This is a genomic window from Pseudoalteromonas sp. S3431 (assembly GCF_000690035.1).
GTDB lineage: Bacteria > Pseudomonadota > Gammaproteobacteria > Enterobacterales > Alteromonadaceae > Pseudoalteromonas > Pseudoalteromonas fuliginea.
In genome coordinates, this window is record NZ_JJNY01000047.1 from 23,823 (window position 1) to 41,499 (window position 17,677).

Below are 17,677 nucleotides of genomic sequence, written 5' to 3' on the forward strand. Positions count from 1 at the left end.
TCGTCGTCCTTGACTCTCGTTTAAAAAGCGGTGGATAGTCTAATATGTATCCACCATATATTCAATTATAGTTATTTTCTTATTGCTACGCTCATCATCTAAACAAACTCTGAGTTAGTAGCCTAACTATTTTATTTACAGCATACTGTCTAACGACTGCGTAATGGCCTCACTTCTTTCGACTAATTGCTCCGCAGTTCGGTACATTTTTCGCTTCATTAGAGTATTAGCCATTGTAATATATCGCTTTGACAAATCTTGTTTTAATGTCACTAGAAGAGGAAAATCAGTTGGTAGATCAGCAGACTCTAAATTAATAAGTTCTTCAAACTCTAGTAGCTGCTTGTAATCCTCAATACCTTCCAATTGTTCAGAGTAACGTTGAAATCTTGGTTGATAAAAAACAATAGCATCCGAGAGTGGGTAGGTAATTTGCTCACCTATCGCTAATTTTTTCTGATAAAAGGTCAGTGCATCAATTGCAGATTCTCTTTTGAGTAAATTTGCGAAAAGGAGTTCAGCTTTTTGATTGCTGGTAAATATCGCTTTACCAACATTTAAGAGTGCTTTTTGCGCAATTACGTCATCTTCTTCTACTGCTTTGTCTAACGCTATTTTAAAATTATCAAAATGTAAGGAAGAGGGCTCGTACACGTAGGTATTATCAACTTCTTTTAAGTCTTGAATTAGCTGCGGGATATTATTATTTTCACTTTCGTTATAACGAGACTGTTCTAACAATAAATTAATTCTCGATGTGATATCAAAAATTATTGACTGGCGCTCTCTTAGGATGCTCTCTAACTGCACTGAAAGTTTTTCTGAGTCAGGGTAGTAGTCGAGAGCTTTAGAGTAGATTGAAATTGTTTTATCAAAATCTTTAAATTTATTTGAATTATTATTATTAAAGTTATTAGCTCTTTTATCAAAACTGCCTAATATGCTCGTTTGATTTACTCTTAATAGGCCCTGCTTTAATACTTCGTACTGCGGAGGAATTTCAGCTAACTTATCTAAAATATGAGGCCCATTCCAAGACATCCAAGTTTCTACTTGTTGATTAATTGCGTTCGCATTATCAAGTTTTGCCTCTAGTTGCTTTACTTGCACAGTGTTAGCTAATTGATATTGAATAGCTACAATAACTAAAATAACGGATGCTGCGACTAAACCGATCGCTGGCTTTAAATTAGACTTAAGTTTTTTAGAAATAGGTAATAAAGAACTTTGTCGTTGTGACGTTTCTAACGATAGTGCATTATTTATACTTTGCCATAACCAAAGTGGACAATTGCTTGGACGTTTAGCAGTGGTACTCTTTGGTAGTTTATCGGCTGCAACTCGATTAAATGGATGTTTACTACTTAATAGTTCAAACGCAATACATGCGTATGAAAACACGTCATCTTTAACGGTAGCACTGGCACCATTTAGTTGTTCAGGACTTGCGTAGGTCGGTGTATAACCGCCAATATCGCCCAACTCAACATTACTTCTAACGGCATACGCATCTTCAATGTTTTTATGCTTTGCGATACCAAAGTCGAGTACTTTTAAGTCCCCATTACTGTCAAATATGATATTGGATGGTTTGAGGTCATTATGAATCACCCCTCTTGAATGTGCATATATAAGAGCATCAGCAAGCTGTTCTAAAATCACTTTCGCTTTTTTAAATGCCATGCCTGAGGGCTTGTTGCGTTTAATTATTTGTTCTAAAGTTTCTCCCTCAACAAGTTCCATTGTGACGTAATATAAATCACCATCGGAATCTGCTGAAAACACTTTAACGATGTTAGGGTGGGAGAGCTGTTGTGTTTTTGCTGTTTCGTCTTTTAGAAGAGTAATTGCTTCTTCTGAGTATGAAAACTCTTCTTGCAACACTTTTAAAGCAACAAATGCTTCAGCACGATTTACATTTTCTAAGAAGGTATCACGCGCTCTGTAAATGTAGCACATGCCGCCTTGTCCAATTAGTTCTTCAACCAGGTAGCGATCGGAAATCTTTTTCCCGATGAGGTTAATCTTATTTTTAGCAGAGGTTCTTTTTTGATTAGAATCAAGTGATGCAATTTGAGTTTTGTCACTCGGGTTGTTAATACCGCTCATTATAAATCCTTTTATTGTGTTTATTTAAATAATTACAAAGGTAAGCTTTATACTTATTATCAATTTCCCTCTGATATTGTCGTACATTTTTACAAAAAATCTCGACTATAGCAATGTTTCAATTATTGAATATTTATATCTAAATTTTGAAACAGCTAATTTATACGCTATCGGGAATATTTAACAAATGTAACTTTGTAAAAATATAAAAAATAAACCCACTTTTGAGCACATACTTAAGTAAAAAAGAGAGTTTAGGGCGTCAATGAATGAGATTAAGTAATCAAGATAAATCAATTGAGGTTTTACTTTTTCATTTTATAGAGAACGGATTTTGGCCGAAATGTAAAAATATTAACGGCCACAATTGTTCAGTATTTCGATTAAGTTAATATTTATTTTTACAGTATTTTATGGCTCAACAAAAGTCAGTCTATATTTATATATTAATTTCAATGTTGACAATAGTTTCTCTTCTACTTTATCCTACCGACAATAAAGATTTAAGGGACTGACTTATCAAATGGAACTGATACTAAACATAACTAGTTATCATAGACTCTCACCTGAAATTGAAGCATCTAAGACTGTAGTGGATAAACTCATCTTTGGTCGCTCTGAGGCTTGTGATTGGCACCTGCCCGATCCTGAAAAAATAATATCAAGTAAACACGGACAAATCGTAAAAGAAGGTGATTCTTTTTATATTTACGATAATTCAACGAATGGCACCTTTATAAACTTTGCTGTAACCCCACTTGGTCAAGGAAATAGGCAGGTTCTTGCTGACAGTGACGTATTAACTATTGGCGACTTTCAAATTGATGTTAAGTTGGTTGATGATCGCGTTTCACCAGTGAGTAATACCGATTTTTCGGCCAGTCAAAACAGTGATAATAATTACCGTGCGGATAGTAAAGATTCATTTTCACAATCGCATCAGTTTTTAGACGAATCTATTTTAGATGAATCAATGCCTGGAGTTTCTATGGTGCAAGAGCCCTTTTTGAACTCAGGTAACCAGATCCCAGAAGATTGGGATGATTTATCACGCCTGATGAACCCAGAACACTCCGATGCATCAAAACATGACTCTGCGAATGTTCAAGAGTTAAAAACGAATTCTCCACGAGTACAATCGGAAAGTCGAAAAATAGCCCCTAAAGAACAAACAGTCGAGACTGCATCACCAAAAATAGCTGCAAAAAACAGTACTGCGTTATCTGATGCATTTTTAAAAGGTTTAAATATAAAGCCTGAAGTACAAAATTTGTTAAATACAGAAAAGCATTGGTTTGAAATGGGGCAAGGCCTTAATTTATTACTCAATGGCCTTATGGACTCTTTACGTCAAAGAGCGCATGTAAAAAGTCAATTGAGGTTAAATCATACAATGTTTCAAACTGAACAAAACAACCCTTTAAAATTTTCTGCTAATATAGATGACGTTATTCAGAATTTATTCATAAGGAATAGTGCAAGCTTCCTTTCGTCTAAGGAGTCGATAAATGAAAGCTTTATTGACTCTCGCAGGCACGAACATGCGTTATTAGCCGGTGCAGATGGTGTACTTAAAGGGATGTTAGAGCAAGTTTCTCCCCAACAGATAAGTCAGCAAGCAAATGATAATTCTAACGTATTAAAAATTATCCCTGGGCAAATTGAATCTAAATGCTGGAAGTTATATCAGAGTTTACATGATGATTTGTCACAAGACGTTAGTTCCAAAGGGGCAATGGCTATGTCAGATGATTTTTTAAAGGCATACAACGATAGACTTAAAGAAACGCTTTAGAAAGGAAATTAAACAATGTATAAAATTAAGCTCTACTTAATGAGTTTTAGTTTACTATTTTTAGTACTAGGATGTTCTACCGTTAATAAACTTGTTCCGCCTTCAACAGATCTGATTATTAATGTATCTAAGAATGTTAATCCTGATACGTCGGATAGACCTTCACCTGTAGTTATGAAAATATTTGAACTTAGTTCTCGAACTATTTTTGATACACAAGATTTTTTTAGCCTTTACGATACGCCTGAAAAATTATTAGGGCCTGATCTGTTAAAAAAAGACGAGCTTGAATTACAGCCAAATACAGTACAAAAATATAAAATGAGTCTCAATCGAAACACTCGCTATGTGGGGGTTGTGGTTGCTTATAGAAACATTGATCAGGCAAGATGGAGAGCTGTAATTGAAGTTGATCCTACCGGTTATGATGATATAAATGTCAATGTAGAAGCTATTGCTACATACATGAGAGAGAAATAAAAAAAGGATTTGTAAAATGGGTGATAACACTCGTGTTGCTTGGACTGAAGGGATGTTTTTAAGGCCGCAACACTTCCAGCAATCAGATAAACATATTGCGAATGTAATCCAACAAGTGTGCAGTGGTAACCTTGCAGATCCTTGGGGAATACTTGAGGTAGCAATTGATACTGAACTGCTAAAATCGGGTCAATTTGCGATTGAATCACTGTCGGCAATTACCCCAGATTTACTACCGATAGATATGCCTCAGTCAACTTCTTTGCCTGAGCCATTAGTGGTCGGCAAAGATATATATGACGAGATAGTTTATCTTGCAATACCGGCATTGAAAAATAGCGGCATAAACTTATCTGCCCCAGAAGAAAATATTGTAACTCGTTATAAATTGAATGATTTATCAGTGAGTGACGATTTAGTGGGGGCGCAATCTCAAGAAGTTATTCAAGTCGCTAAAATATATAGTAAGTTAGTACTTTCCTCTGATGATCACTCTGGTTATATATTGCTGCCTTTAGCAAGAATTCTAGACGTTAGTAGTGAAGGGCAAATAAAGCTAGATAATAAGTATATACCGGCATCTTTAAAAGTAGGGCAATGCAAGCCTCTTTTGGGTCTTGTTCGCGAAATTGGTTCAATGATCAAACAGCGCTCAGAAAGCATCGCCGTTAGATTGTGTCAAGGATATGCAGGAAGTACATCAGTTGCCGACTTTATTATGCTGCAAACATTAAATAAGTATGATGCAGTATTCGACAACTTATTATCAGTCAATAATATCCATCCAAATATCTTGTATATTAGGTTGATTGAGCTTGCCGGAGAGCTGTCGACGTTTAGTACTGTTAATAAACGAGTTCCTAAGCTCCCTAAATACGATCATAAAAACTTGGGTCAAGTGTTTAGCGAAGTCGTTAACTTCTTATATCAGTCGTTGAGTCATGTTATTGAGCAAACAGCAACTGAAATCAAGTTAGAACAAAGCAAATTTGGAATTTCATTTGGTGCATTAAACGATAAGTCGGTGCTAAATTCAGCTCAATTTATTCTAGCAATAAAAGCAAGTGTCCCGCATGAAGAGTTACGTAAAATACTGCCATCACAGATAAAAATAGGCAGCGTAGAAACTATACGTGATCTTGTTAATAACCAAATACCAGGAATAACAATCAGTAGTTTACCTACAGCCCCAAGACAAATCCCATATCATGCAGGTTTCCATTATTTTGAATTAAATAAGCAGGGAGAGCATTGGGATAAGTTGCGCTCTAGTGGCGGAATTGCCATTCATTTATCAGGTAGCTACCCAGAACTACAATTAAGCCTTTGGGCAATTAGAACTTAATTTTAAAGGAAGAGTTTCAATGGACGAAACCATTATCAAACCACGCCCTGGTAGATTAGGACGTGATACCTCTAGTAAAGCAAATACTGACAGTGATGCTGATAAAACGGTGATGTCTGTCGAATCGCCATCGACAAAGCTACCAAGTAGCGTCAAAGTGTCTATCTTTAAAAACCCTCTTTTAGAAGCTGCAACTGACTGTTTTTCAATAGTCATATCTATTAGTCAATCAGCCGAAATGACAAATTTAGCAGCTTTAAAACATCGTTGTGTTGAGGCCATAAAGCGGTTTGAAGTTGAAGTTCGCAACCAAAATTTATCTAAAGATATCATCAACAATGCGCGCTACTGCCTATGTGCTATTCTCGATGAATCGGTATTAAATTCAAAATGGAGCTCAATGGAATGGGCCGATGAAAGCTTATTATCTACATTCCATAAAGAAACATTTGGTGGTGAATATTTTTATACATTACTCGATGACGCGCTGTTACAACCTGAAAAAAACAAGCAATTTTTAGAGTTACAGTATCATTGTTTAAACCTTGGTTTTAAGGGCAAATATAGATTAGATACTGTTGGTGATAATAAAGTTGAAGAATACCGCTCTCAGATGTACCACCTTTTAAATCAATTAGATGGGCCAATCAATAACAAGTTATCACCTAATTGGAAGGAGCGAGTTGCTGCAGGTGTTGAACTTAGAAATCAAGTACCGCTTTGGGTGATTTTTTCTGTTTTAGGGCTCGTGTTACTTGCCGTTTATTTATTTATCAATATGAAACTCAATGATGATGTTTTTGCTATCAATGAAAAACTTGCCGTTATTCATCCACTCGCAAATGAGCTAACTGTCGATAAAAAAGACCAGCAACTATTAGTTTTAGAGCAGCTACTACAAACCGAAATACAGAGGGGGATTGTGGTTGTTAAAAAAAGTAATGATCGGATCAGAATTTCCATCAAAAGTGAAAGTTTGTTTAATCAAGGTAATTCACAGTTACTGCCTTCTTTTCAGCCTATTCTTGAGAAACTTGCACTTAGTTTAGAGGGAACAAAAGGCAGAATATTAATTACGGGTCACACAGACGACACGCCTATTAGTACCGACAGATACCCCTCAAATTGGCACCTTTCTTTAGCTAGAGCAACACAAGTTGCTAATTCTATGGCTAAAAGTACTAACCTTAGTGGCCGTTTATGGCCTGAAGGTAAAGGGGCCGCAGAGCCAATCGCCAGCAATTCAGATTCAGCTTCTAGGTCATTGAACCGACGAATTGAAATCGATCTATTATTTTAATGAGGCTGATATGAGTTTCTCGCAAAAATTTAAAAAAATGACATACGCTCTTACATCTCGTACCGCGATGCTAATTATAGGTTTCCTAGCTTTATCATTATTGATTTGGTTTGGTGGTCCTTTAATTGCAGTGGCAGATTACGTCCCTTTAGCAAGTATTGCTGCAAGGTTGCTAACAATATTACTTATATTGTTGCTCTTTTCTGTGACGAAAATTTATCGTCTTGTGCAGCAAAATAAAAGAGATGAAAAAATGGCTGATGAGTTAATCGATAGCGATGACTCAGGCGGCAGTGAAGTAAACGAAGAAATCACGACTCTAAAAACAAGAATGAATGAAGCTATCGACTTGTTAAAAGATGTTAAGTTGTTCAAAGGTAAAAATATTTACCAGTTGCCGTGGTACATAATGATCGGCCCTCCTGGCGCGGGTAAAACAACCGTTATTAATAATTCAGGATTGGATTATCCATTAAAAGATAAACTGGGCGTTGATTTAGTTCATGGCATCGGTGGTACACGAAATTGTGATTGGTGGTTTACTAATAAAGCGGTATTGATCGATACCGCCGGTAGGTATACAACTCAAAATAGTCATGCAAAACATGACTCACGAGCATGGGAAGGGTTTTTAGGTCTATTGCGAAAGTATCGTCCACTTAGGCCAATTAATGGTGTGATGATCAGCATGGGTATATCTGAGTTGATGAGTCAGACTAAAACTGAGCGTAACTTGCATGCACGTGCAATAAAGCAACGGCTACAAGAGCTTCAAAATCAGCTTGGGATGACATTTCCTGTCTATGTTATTTTTTCTAAGGTTGATTTAATTGAAGGATTCAGAGAATTTTTTGGCGAATTAACGGAAGAAGAATGTGAACAAGTATGGGGAGTTACCTTTGAGCTTGATCTTGCTAAAGACACCCAGGTAGAAGCGTTTAATAAAGAATTTCATACTTTAATTTCTAAATTAACAGAAATGCTTAATCGCAGATTGATAAATGAAAGAAACGAAGCGATTAGAGCTAAAATATTCGAATTCCCTAGGCAGCTAAGAGTACTTCAAGGTGTCGCTGATGGCTTTTTAAAAGAAATATTTACACCTAATGCATATGAAGAGCTGCCCATGTTTAGGGGCGTTTACTTAACGAGCGCAACTCAAGAAGGAACGCCTTCTAGCTTTTTGAATGATGTTAACTCAGGTAAAACAGATTATATAAATCAATCAAAAAGCTTTTTTATAAAAAATGTTTTAGAAAGCGTGATTTTTCCAGAGCAAAATTTAGCAAGTACAAATAAACATCACGACAAACAAAATAAATGGCTACGCGTTGCTAGTATCTCATTAGCTGTTATTGCGCTATTTGGCTTTTCAATTTCTTGGTACTTTAGTTTTGCATGGAATAGTAATTTAATTGCAGAAACTGAAGAGGCTATTTCGACATATCAAGAGCTTGATTCAGCGTCATTTGATCGAAATAACTTAGTGGTTTTAAATGATAGGTTAAACGCGCTGAGAAATTTACCAGCAAGTGCGCCATTTTTAATGGACTCGGAAGAGTCACCATCATTTGGTTTTAATAAATTAAATGAAATTAAAGCATCTTCTGTTAATGCTTACGATCGCTCTTTACAAACTTATTTAGAACCATTTATCAGCAATACCCTTATAAAAGAAATGGCAGCCCATCCAGAGCACCTTAGTTATTTATATGAGACTTTGAAGTGTTATTTAATGCTATTTCAACCAGAGTATTTTGAAAGTGAAGACATTACAGCATGGTTTGATGCTTACTTAGAAAGAAACCTTCCGGGTGATAAGAGTATTCAAATTAGAGATGAATTAATGGGTCATATTTCAGCTTTGTTGAACAAAGGTATTAATCAAACTGATGTTGATAACCAAGCTGTACGTACTGCACGCGCTGAATTAACTAAGTTGCCTATAGCAGAAAGAGCGTATCAACGTCTGCAAGCTGACTTCCTTAATAGTAGTATTCCGCCATTTAGATTAACCGATATTATTAGTTTTGAAAGTGCGCAAAAATTTACGTTTCGTAATAATGGTGAGCTAACTAGAAATATCCCTGGGTTGTACACATTTAATGGATTTCACGGTATTTTTAACGTTGAAAAAAGTAAAATGTTAGGTAATTTAATGGCCAGTAGTTGGGTGTATGGTGAAGAAGCATCAGGCACTTACGATATTTCAAAAGATGAAATAGAAAAGAAATTAGAGCAGCGTTATTTTCAAGACTATATTCATTATTGGCAGTCGTTCTTAGATGACTTAAGTCTTAATCAATATAGCTCACCGGCAGAGGGCGTTAATATTACGGATGTATTAGCGGGTTCAGAAGCGCCAATTAAAAATATTATTACTGCAGTTCAAAAGAATGTTCAGCTGACAAAACTACCGGTATCGGAAAATCAAAAAGCAGCAGGTAAACTGGCTGCTAATGCTGCTGAAATTGCAATGCAAACGAAAGCAAATAGGATCAAGCGATTTTTACCTGACGAAGTGCCTAAGTTCGACATAAAGTTGCCAGGTTACCAAGTCGAAGAAGCATTTGAAGATGTGATAAACATTGATTCTCAACAGCTCGATAATATTCAGAAAAATCTGCGAGAGCTTAATATTTATTTAACCAAGCTCGATCGAGGCGATCAGCTTAAGTATTCAATAAAAGATCAAATTAGTGGTAAGAGTAAACCAAGCTTTATACGTCAATTAGAGTTTCAAAGTCGAGATTTACCTTATCCATTCAATAGCTGGTTATTAGATATAAGCAGAGACACTAGTAATATCACCAAAAATAGTGCAAACAGGCACCTGAACGAAATTTGGAAAAGCAAAGTTTTAAGAGAATACAATGCTGCGATTGTGGGAAGGTACCCTTTCTCTCCACAGGCAGATAAAGAAGTAAATATGAAAGACTTTGCTCGCTTTTTTGGACCAGGTGGAACCATTGATAGCTTTTTCAATAGCTATGTTGCGCCTAGCGTTGATATAAGCTCAAGTCCATGGAAGTTTGAAAAAGACATTGGTATTAGCAGTGAAACATTAAAAATGTTTGAACATGCTTATCAAATCCAAACCGCTTTTTTTGATGGTGGAAGTAATACCCCTCGAATAGAGTTTGGTTTACGAACATTTAAACTGGATAAAACAGTGTCTAGCCTTATGATAGAAATTGATGGACAGTCAATGACTTACCGACATGGTCCATTAAAAGTAACAAATTTTATTTGGCCTGGAGCATCTGGTCAAAGTAAAACAAGAGTGGTGTTTACGCCTCCAAATGGTGGTCGTTCAATTAACACAACTTATCAGGGTGAATGGTCACTTTATAGAATGCTTGATGAGCTTAGCGAAAAAAGAAGCCAAACTCGTAACGATCTAGAACTGCACTTTTCAATTATGGGAAATAATGCAAAAGTCGAATTGTTGCCTAAATCAATCAGACATCCATTTTGGAATACAAGCGTAGAGAAGTTTTCATGTCCGACACGATTATAAATATAGGTTATCTTGGTAAAGTGCCCTCTTTAGGCGACTTTGTTCAAGATAACGTTTCTAAGGCATTTTCTGAGCATTGGGAGCAATGGTTACAAGCAGCCATTGCTGTTAGTAAGGAACAGCTAGGAGAAGCATGGCAAGATAATTACTTGGTAGCGCCTGTTTGGCACTTTGCTTTAAGCCCTAATATAGTTGGCGACAACGGGGTTATGGGAACCATAATACCGAGTATGGATGCGGTTGGAAGGCATTATCCCTTTACTCTATTGAGTGAGACGCAAAGTGACCCTATTGCTATATTAAACTCAGGTGTGTTTTCTTTAGAGTATGAAGATGTGGTTTTAAAAGTATTAGAGGGCTCGGTTGATCTTTTTTCGTGGAGAAAAGAGGTCACTCAAACGCTTAATATAATGACGGCTGAAAAAAAGCAGGTCAGCTATTCTCATTCACCCGATAAAAACAAAGCGGGTGAGGCGTTTGAATTTTCAGGTACTGAGCTGTCAGATAATGTTTTAGAAGATGCAATGCATGCCATATTACATAAGAAACATGGTGATTATAGCGTTTGGTGGACACATGGTTCATTTAACATCAAACCAATGGTGCTTATTACATCTGCACTACCTCCTGTAAATCAAGTTGCAGCCATGTTAGATGGTAGGTGGAAACATTGGGAATGGAATTATACGCAGGTAAAAAATAGTGATTAGTAAATTTTGTACAAGTTATGCCATTACCCACCGAGGTGTTGTTAGGCAACTAAATGAAGATGCCCATGTAGAAATTAATAGTCATAACCTGTGGGTTGTTGCTGATGGCATGGGAGGCCATGAAGCCGGTGAAGTCGCAAGCCAGTTAGTTGTTGATGTTATTAGGACAAAAGTTCAAGAGCTTGAATTAGATGTTTTAAGTATTTCTCATATTGTGGGGGCGATTGAAGAAGCAAATAGACAGCTCAGTGAATACAGTGCTTCTTATCTAGATAATAAAACGGCGGGCAGTACGGTTACTGCGTTATTTTTAAAAAATGGGAACTACCATATTTTATGGGCTGGTGATAGCCGAGCCTACTTATTACGTGATGGTGAGCTTCAGCAGATATCAAGAGATCATAGTCAAGTAAATGACTTGATTGATGAAGGGGTTATTTCTGTTGAAGAGGCGAAAAATCATCCTCTATCTAATGTAATAACACGTGCAGTTGGTGTTATGGAAAATGTAAAAGTAGATGTTATTAAAGATAAAATAAGAACCGGTGATATATTTTTACTTTGTTCAGATGGGCTAACTGGGGAATTATCTGATGACGATATATGCATGTCATTAGAACCAAATAGTATTATTGATTCGGGTATGGCATTAATGCACTCTTCTTTAGTTCGAGGTGCAAGAGATAATGTGACATGTATTTTAATTAAATATGATGAAACAAAAGATAATCAAGATATTAATGCTATTAATAATATGGATGAGGCGACGATTCCTTTATTTACTAAATAAAATAATGTTATTTGAAAGTATACTAAAAATTGATTGTTTATATATTGGCAATAATGAATTTTTAAACACAATTGTAACTAAGCTTGTATTTTAATATAAAGAATGTAATATAAAATCCGCTCCGCTTTATTGGAGTTTTATGGATAATTATTAGGACAATGGAATGTTTTTATTAGATGAATATATCTCCCCTATTTCAGACACTGAGATTGCAGGTATTGATCCCCGCTCAGATGTCTCTCCTACGTCTACATATTATGCTTTAAAAGATTTGAGAAATCAGCTCAGAGCGGCTGAAAGAAATGCATTGGTTGATGAGCAAGGTATCTCCTCTTTGTCGCGAGACTGGTTACCTCTCCTTGAGCAATGTAGCAAAGCAATAAAAACCGAAAGCAAAGATATTGAATATTTGGCATGGCTAATTGAAGCAATGTGTCGTATTTACGGCTTTAAAGGCTTGGCGTTTGGCTTTAAAGTTGCTCATAACCTAATTGAAAATCACTTTGACGATTTATACCCTACACTCGACTCAGATGATGAAATTTGGGATAAAGTATCAGCACTAGTGGGGTTAAATGGCTCTGCGGGTGAAGGTACGTTGATCATACCAATAAAGAGTATTTACTTAACTGATAGTGTAAGTATGAATTCTTATTCTTTTTGGGAATATCAACAAGGATATGATGTTTCTCGTTTGAGTGATGATAAAAGAGAGAAAAAAATTACTCAAGGTGCAGTTGACTTCGAATTAATAGAAAAAAGTGCGGCAGAAACCAGTACTGATTTTTTTGTCTCTCTAAAGTTAGATATTGAAGAAGCGATTGAGCAATTTTCCACGCTTAGTGAAGTAATGGACAGAGTGACAGGTCAACCACAGCCGACTTCTAATATAAAACAGGCACTTGAAGTGAGTTTGGCGGCACTAAAACACGTTGCTGCAGATAAGCTTGAAGCGGCAGAACAAGCGCTAGCTGAAAAGAATGCTAGTGAAAATGTTGAGCTAGAAACTGAGAACGATGCGGGAGTCGAAGGCGTAGTTGAAAAAGCGAATAGCAATGAGATTAATTCTAGAGAAAATGCAATAAGTAAACTAAAAGAAATAGCCACATTCTTTAGAAAAACAGAGCCTCACTCGCCGATGTCGTACACGATAGAACAAGTAATTCGATGGAGCGAATTATCGCTACCTGAGTTATTAAATGAACTAATTACAGATAGTGATGCTAGGACTGGGTACTTTAAGTTGTCTGGCATTAAAATCAGCGAAACTGAAACATAAGTAAAAGGAGTTCTCAATGAGTATCCATGATAAATTAAAACGAGTTCGTAAGCCTAGAGTACATATCACTTATGATGTGGAAACTGAAGGCGCAGCGGTTAAAAAAGAATTACCATTTGTTGTTGGTGTGATGGGGGACTTTTCAGGAGATAATGCTGATGCCTTAAAGCCACTTAAAGACAGACGATTTATACAAATAGATCGCGACAACTTTAATGATGTTTTAAAGCGTATGAGTCCTTCTCTGAATTTATTAGTCGACAATACATTAAATGATGAAGGTTCTCAGTTTGAAGTTAAGCTTAACTTTAAATCGATTGATGACTTTGAGCCAGCAGCTGTTGTAAATCAGGTTGAACCATTACGTAAATTAATGGAAACACGTAATAAACTACGCGACCTAATGACTAAAATTGACCGCTCAGAAGAACTTGAAAATGTATTAGAAGAAGTACTTAGTAATACCGCAAGTTTAGACTCTATCGCTAAAGAGCTTAAATTAGAGGAGACTGAAAAATGAGTACAGAGCAACTAAGTACAGAATTAGAGTCAACGACTGAAGTGAGTTCATCTTTACTTGAACAAGCTATTGGTGCAACTAAGCAAACAGATGCGAGTCGCGCAGAAGAGTTACTTAAAACACTGACTGAAGAAGCCTTGAAAGGGACAGTCCAGTGGAATAAAAACATGACTGTGACGTTTAATGAAGCAATTCAATTAATCGATCAAAAAATATCAAAGCAGCTAAGTGTTGTTATGCACAGTGATGAATTTCAAAAGCTTGAAGGTTCATGGCGTGGATTACATCACCTAGTGATGAACTCAGAAACAAGTGGCACACTTAAAATCCGTGTTTTAAATATGAAGAAAAAAGAACTTCATAAAGATTTAAGTAAAGCGGTTGAATTTGATCAAAGCCAGACGTTTAAGAAAATATACGAAGCTGAATTTGGCACACCAGGTGGTGAACCTTACGGCACAATCGTTGGCGATTTCGAATTTACTAATCATCCTGAAGATGTTGAAGCACTTAGTTTAATGTCTAATGTTGCAGCTGCAGGCTTCTGTCCATTTATTGCGGCATCGTCGCCATCATTATTTGGTTTCGATAACTGGGAAGAATTGACAAAACCTCGCGATTTAGAAAAAGTCTTTGAATCATTAGAGTATACAAAATGGCGCTCATTTAGAGACAGTGACGATTCACGTTTTGTATCTTTAACAATGCCTCGTTTCTTATCTCGCCTGCCGTACGGTGCTGCTTCGAAGCCAGTGGAAGAGTTTAACTACGAAGAGTTTGAAGTTGAGCCTAAAGATGGTCGTTCGGTCAGTACTGAAAATAAAGACTATTGCTGGAGCAACGCAGCGTACGCTATGGCAACAAATATGACAAAAGCTTTTGCTCAATACGGCTTTTGTACTGCTATTCGTGGTGCTGAAGGTGGCGGTAAAGTAGAAGGCCTACCAACACATATTTTCACTAGTGATGACGGCGACCCAGATCTAAAATGTCCGACTGAAATTGGTATAACAGATCGTCGCGAAGCAGAGCTAAGCAAATTAGGATTTTTACCACTTTGTCATTATAAAAATACTGATTATGCTGTGTTTTTTGGTGGTCAAAGTTGTCAAAAACCACAAATTTACTCTACACCAGATGCGACTGCTAATGCTGCAATTTCAGCTCGATTACCATACTTAATGGCGACGTCTCGTTTTGCGCATTACTTAAAAGTGATGGCTCGTGACAAAATTGGTAGCTTTATGGAAGCAGAAGACGTTGAATCTTGGTTAAATCGTTGGATACTATCTTACGTTAATGCAACAGAGGGCGGTGGTCAAGATATTAGAGCACGTTACCCTTTAGCTGATGCAAAAGTATCGGTTAAAGAAATTCCAGGTCAACCTGGTGCTTACAATGCTGTTGCCTGGTTAAAACCTTGGTTACAAATGGAAGAGCTTACTTCTTCTTTACGCCTTGTAGCTAAAATTCCTGAGATTGGTTAACTAACCTCTCTCTAGCGTTAAGGATAATGCATTAGAATGAATCACGAAGAGTTTTCATTTATAAATCAAGACTTCACTTTTCAACAAAAGTCGCAGTCTCGAATAAGTGATAATGAAGCTTTGCTTGATAGGTTTTTAAACGAAAAAAACCTAGATAAAGCATTATTATTATGGCTTGAAGGCTCTTCTGATTCACCTATTTCATGGAATAAGGAGTCTTTAGGTCCCTATCTACAACGTATTATAGTTGAGCTTGATCAGCTGATATCTAAACAACTAAATATAATTATTCATGACAAACGCTTTCAAAAATTAGAAGCTAGCTGGCGTAATATGTGGTGGCTTTTATTGCAGAGCGAGCAATACGATAAAGAAAATAAAGTAAAAGTAAAAGTATTAAACTGTAATTGGATGACCTTATCTAAGGATGTAAATAAAGCGATTGATTTTGATCAAAGCATGTTTTTCCAATTATTATATCAAAGCGAGTTTGATAGTGCCGGGGGAGAACCTTTTGGGGTTGTTATTGGCGATTACGAAATAACAAATACCTTTTCTGAAGGAACGACTTACAACGATATTGATACAATAAAAGAGATATCAAGAACGGCGGCTGCCGCTTTTTCTCCTTTCATCTGTTCCGCTTCACCCAATTTATTTGGCGCTGATAGTTTTTCTGACTTAGGTTATTACTCCGATCTTTTTAATCATTTTGAACAGCCTGAATATGCAAAGTGGCAGAGCTTTAGAAAGATGGAAGAGTCGCGATTTATCGGCTTTACATTACCGCATGTCCTCGTTAGGCCACCTTATAGTAATGACGGCAAACGCCATCAAGATTTTTATTTTAAAGAGCAAATTGTTGACCCTGAAACAGATATGCTTTGGGGAAATGCTTCTTTCCAGTTCGTATCAACAATAATAAGAGCTTACTGTGAGAGTGGCTGGTTTGGTCATATTCGTGGCATTGAACCAGGGAAAGTTTCAAAAGGGTTAGTGACAGGGCTAGCACGAGACAATTTTGCTAATGATACATATCAAAAAGAGGCTAAACCGCCTTTGAATTTATTGGTAACAAGTAAGTTTGAGAAACAGTTTTCTGAGCTTGGTTTTATTCCTGCTTCATCGGTTACAAATACAGAACACATTGTTTTTTATAGTAATGCGTCTGTTCAAAAAGCAAAAAATTATGACTCAAGTGCTGCAAATATAAATGCGCGTTTATCTTCAATGCTGCAGTATATATTGTGTGTTTCTCGTTTTGCGCACTATTTAAAATTATTAGCACGTGATCGCGTAGGCTCATACAGTACTGCGCAAGCATGTGAAAGAGATTTACAGGCTTGGGTAAATAACTATACCACAGCATCAGATTCAGCTTCTGAGCAAATCAGAAGCAAATACCCATTAAGTAATGCAAAGATAAAAGTTAGTGAAAATAAGGCTAATCCAGGGCATTACTTTTCTGTTTTGCAGTTACAACCACACTTTCAATTAGATCAAATGGTTTCTAGCATTAAATTAATAACTGAGCTTAGTCCTCACCATAAAATAAAGGAATAGTAATGAAAAAAATACATAGCTTAATTCGTGAGGGGAAACTCACTGATGCATTGTCATGCTGCGCAACTGAGTTGCAAGATGAACCTTTAAACTTTGATATTAGAAGTATTTACGCAGAGCTACTTTGTATTAATGGTGAACTTGAAAAAGCAGATAAACAATTAGATTTTATGGTTCAAAAGAACCCAGAATTTGCCGTTGGTGCGGTCAACCTTCGTCACTTAATTCGTGCGCAGCAGTCGAGAGTTGATTTTTATCAAGGCAATGGAATTCCTAAACTGTTTCATGATGCAGATGAACTCGACACTTTATTTTTAAAAATGCATGTTGCTTTACTCGAAAATGAAGTTAATGAAGCCGCTGAGTTAGCCCTAAAAATGGAAGCGCTTAGAGCTACAATATCACAAGATGATTCAACTGGAATTCGAGATCTTGATGATACCTTGGGCCCATATTTAGAAGTGTTAGGTACAAATGGCGAGTTTTATTTAGCCAATTTTAATGAAATAGAAACATTAAGAGTACAGCCTAACGAATCACTACTTGAAAGTATTTGGTTACGAGTGGAAATAACAATTAAAGATGGCCCATCAGGTACAGCTCATTTACCGCTTGTTTATGCAAATTCAAACAGCGACATTGAAAAGTTAGGGCAAGTGTCTGATTGGGAAGAACTTAAAGACGAGTTTATTATCGGTAAAGGAATGAAAATGCTATTTGTTAATGATGAGGCAATCACTATTCCTAACTTAAAAATAAACGCACTCGAAACAGCCTAA

At 36.5% G+C, this 17,677-nt stretch carries 13 protein-coding genes; 12 read left to right on the plus strand and 1 reads right to left on the minus strand.

The window, feature by feature from the left end; all coding sequences use genetic code 11:
* Nucleotides 1-135: 135 nt before the first annotated feature.
* Nucleotides 136-2,109, minus strand: a complete 1,974-nt coding sequence (locus DO88_RS07230; RefSeq protein ID WP_033039800.1) for a serine/threonine-protein kinase — start codon at nt 2,107-2,109, stop codon at nt 136-138.
* 523 nt (nt 2,110-2,632) lie between these two features.
* Between DO88_RS07230 and tagH the strand changes: the two genes are divergently transcribed.
* The 12 genes from tagH to DO88_RS07170 all read left to right on the plus strand — a co-directional run bounded on the left by tagH (nt 2,633) and on the right by DO88_RS07170 (nt 17,677).
* Nucleotides 2,633-3,904, plus strand: coding sequence for a type VI secretion system-associated FHA domain protein TagH (tagH, locus tag DO88_RS07225; RefSeq protein WP_033039801.1), 1,272 nt, complete (start codon nt 2,633-2,635; stop codon nt 3,902-3,904).
* Between the two features lie 15 nt (nt 3,905-3,919).
* Nucleotides 3,920-4,384 (plus strand): type VI secretion system lipoprotein TssJ, encoded by a 465-nt coding sequence (gene tssJ / locus DO88_RS07220; RefSeq protein ID WP_007377101.1) that lies wholly within the window; start codon nt 3,920-3,922, stop codon nt 4,382-4,384.
* A gap of 16 nt (nt 4,385-4,400) precedes the next feature.
* Nucleotides 4,401-5,729: a type VI secretion system baseplate subunit TssK gene (tssK, locus tag DO88_RS07215; RefSeq protein WP_008137773.1), complete on the plus strand. Its 1,329-nt coding sequence runs from the start codon at nt 4,401-4,403 to the stop codon at nt 5,727-5,729.
* 19 nt (nt 5,730-5,748) lie between these two features.
* Nucleotides 5,749-7,029, plus strand: a complete 1,281-nt coding sequence (tssL, locus tag DO88_RS07210) for a type VI secretion system protein TssL, long form (protein ID WP_008137771.1) — start codon at nt 5,749-5,751, stop codon at nt 7,027-7,029.
* A 10-nt stretch (nt 7,030-7,039) separates the two neighbouring features.
* A complete protein-coding gene (gene tssM, locus DO88_RS07205; RefSeq protein ID WP_033039803.1) occupies nt 7,040-10,549 on the plus strand; it encodes a type VI secretion system membrane subunit TssM in 3,510 nt (1,169 codons plus the stop codon).
* Nucleotides 10,531-11,259, plus strand: coding sequence for a type VI secretion system-associated protein TagF (gene tagF, locus DO88_RS07200; protein ID WP_007377097.1), 729 nt, complete (start codon nt 10,531-10,533; stop codon nt 11,257-11,259). Before tssM ends, tagF begins: the two co-directional genes overlap by 19 nt.
* Complete coding sequence (locus DO88_RS07195) at nt 11,252-12,049, plus strand: PP2C family protein-serine/threonine phosphatase (protein WP_033039805.1); 798 nt, start codon at nt 11,252-11,254, stop codon at nt 12,047-12,049. The genes tagF and DO88_RS07195 overlap by 8 nt, the downstream gene beginning before the upstream one ends.
* 163 nt (nt 12,050-12,212) lie before the next feature.
* The gene (gene tssA / locus DO88_RS07190; RefSeq protein ID WP_007377095.1) at nt 12,213-13,328 is read left to right on the plus strand and encodes a type VI secretion system protein TssA; all 1,116 of its coding nucleotides are present in this window, start codon (nt 12,213-12,215) and stop codon (nt 13,326-13,328) included.
* Between the two features lie 16 nt (nt 13,329-13,344).
* Nucleotides 13,345-13,848, plus strand: coding sequence for a type VI secretion system contractile sheath small subunit (gene tssB, locus DO88_RS07185; protein ID WP_007377094.1), 504 nt, complete (start codon nt 13,345-13,347; stop codon nt 13,846-13,848).
* The gene (gene tssC / locus DO88_RS07180; RefSeq protein ID WP_007377093.1) at nt 13,845-15,335 is read left to right on the plus strand and encodes a type VI secretion system contractile sheath large subunit; all 1,491 of its coding nucleotides are present in this window, start codon (nt 13,845-13,847) and stop codon (nt 15,333-15,335) included. Before tssB ends, tssC (DO88_RS07180) begins: the two co-directional genes overlap by 4 nt.
* Before the next feature lie 36 nt (nt 15,336-15,371).
* On the plus strand, nt 15,372-16,898 hold the full coding sequence (tssC, locus tag DO88_RS07175; RefSeq protein WP_007377092.1) for a type VI secretion system contractile sheath large subunit: 1,527 nt from the start codon (nt 15,372-15,374) through the stop codon (nt 16,896-16,898).
* Nucleotides 16,899-16,900: 2 nt separating this feature from the next.
* The gene (locus tag DO88_RS07170) at nt 16,901-17,677 is read left to right on the plus strand and encodes a type VI secretion system accessory protein TagJ (RefSeq protein ID WP_007377091.1); all 777 of its coding nucleotides are present in this window, start codon (nt 16,901-16,903) and stop codon (nt 17,675-17,677) included.

What these genes read in the sequence shown, in the direction of transcription:
- DO88_RS07230 (WP_033039800.1), bottom strand. Translation starts at nt 2,109, where the DNA reads ATGAGCGGTATTAACAACCCGAGTGACAAAACTCAAATTGCATCACTT.
- tagH (WP_033039801.1), top strand. Translation starts at nt 2,633, where the DNA reads ATGGAACTGATACTAAACATAACTAGTTATCATAGACTCTCACCTGAA.
- tssJ (WP_007377101.1), top strand. Translation starts at nt 3,920, where the DNA reads ATGTATAAAATTAAGCTCTACTTAATGAGTTTTAGTTTACTATTTTTA.
- tssK (WP_008137773.1), top strand. Translation starts at nt 4,401, where the DNA reads ATGGGTGATAACACTCGTGTTGCTTGGACTGAAGGGATGTTTTTAAGG.
- tssL (WP_008137771.1), top strand. Translation starts at nt 5,749, where the DNA reads ATGGACGAAACCATTATCAAACCACGCCCTGGTAGATTAGGACGTGAT.
- tssM (WP_033039803.1), top strand. Translation starts at nt 7,040, where the DNA reads ATGAGTTTCTCGCAAAAATTTAAAAAAATGACATACGCTCTTACATCT.
- tagF (WP_007377097.1), top strand. Translation starts at nt 10,531, where the DNA reads ATGTCCGACACGATTATAAATATAGGTTATCTTGGTAAAGTGCCCTCT.
- tssA (WP_007377095.1), top strand. Translation starts at nt 12,213, where the DNA reads ATGTTTTTATTAGATGAATATATCTCCCCTATTTCAGACACTGAGATT.
- tssB (WP_007377094.1), top strand. Translation starts at nt 13,345, where the DNA reads ATGAGTATCCATGATAAATTAAAACGAGTTCGTAAGCCTAGAGTACAT.
- tssC (WP_007377093.1), top strand. Translation starts at nt 13,845, where the DNA reads ATGAGTACAGAGCAACTAAGTACAGAATTAGAGTCAACGACTGAAGTG.
- tssC (WP_007377092.1), top strand. Translation starts at nt 15,372, where the DNA reads ATGAATCACGAAGAGTTTTCATTTATAAATCAAGACTTCACTTTTCAA.
- DO88_RS07170 (WP_007377091.1), top strand. Translation starts at nt 16,901, where the DNA reads ATGAAAAAAATACATAGCTTAATTCGTGAGGGGAAACTCACTGATGCA.